The sequence below is a fragment of the Vibrio sp. 10N.261.52.A1 genome (assembly GCF_002876325.1).
GTDB lineage: Bacteria > Pseudomonadota > Gammaproteobacteria > Enterobacterales > Vibrionaceae > Vibrio > Vibrio chagasii.
Window position 1 is genome coordinate 1 of sequence record NZ_MCYD01001231.1, and the last position, 793, is coordinate 793.

Sequence of the window (793 nt, forward strand, 5' to 3'; positions counted from 1 at the left end):
TTACAAACAAAAGGTTAGACGTTGGGTTTAACAAATTTCGTTAAAACAAACCTACAGGATAAGAATTGTTATCATTTAATCGATACCTATCACACTTCATTATGATTTTGGTTTTATATCGATCTTTTATAAAATCGCCTGTCCGCATTATTAATATAAATAAAAGGCTAGGTAATGAAAATTGTTCAGACTAAATGGTTGTCATTAGGCTTCTGTGTAGTGGGTCTGTCCTCAACATCGGCGTTGGCAGATGTTTCAGCTCGAATTATAAACGGTAAAGAAGCAACACAAGGGAATTGGCCATTTATGGCTGCACTAGTCTCAAGAAACGTGAACGCTTATGACGGTCAGTTTTGTGGTGCGAGCTTCATTGGCGAGAGATATGTCCTTACGGCTGCTCACTGTGTAGACGGTAATGGTCGTGAAGATCTCGATGTGGTGATTGGTGTATCCAACCTCTCTGCCTCTCAAGCTGCACAGCATAGATACGCGGTTGAGAATATTTATGTACATCAATACTATAACTCTGTAGTTACAGGCAATGATATAGCGATTATCGAGCTCGTCGATAAGCCATCAGAGTCTGTGGTTAATCTCGTTGATGGTTATGTTCGAGGTAACCTGAATGATGGTCAGATGCTAACGGTGATGGGATGGGGGGATCAGGACGCATCAGATGGATATGCATCTAAGAGTGAACTGTACCAAGTCAACGTTCCTTTAGTTAACCAGTACCAATGTAATAGTGTTCCTCACAGTGGCTATGCCTTTATTGGCAGTGATGCATTCTGTG

General features: G+C 41.0%; 1 protein-coding gene. It reads left to right on the forward strand.

Annotated elements, in window-relative coordinates:
- Positions 1–180: 180 nt before the first annotated feature.
- The coding region (locus tag BCT81_RS25975; protein ID WP_133152731.1) for a serine protease at positions 181–793 on the forward strand (613 nt) is incomplete at its 3' end.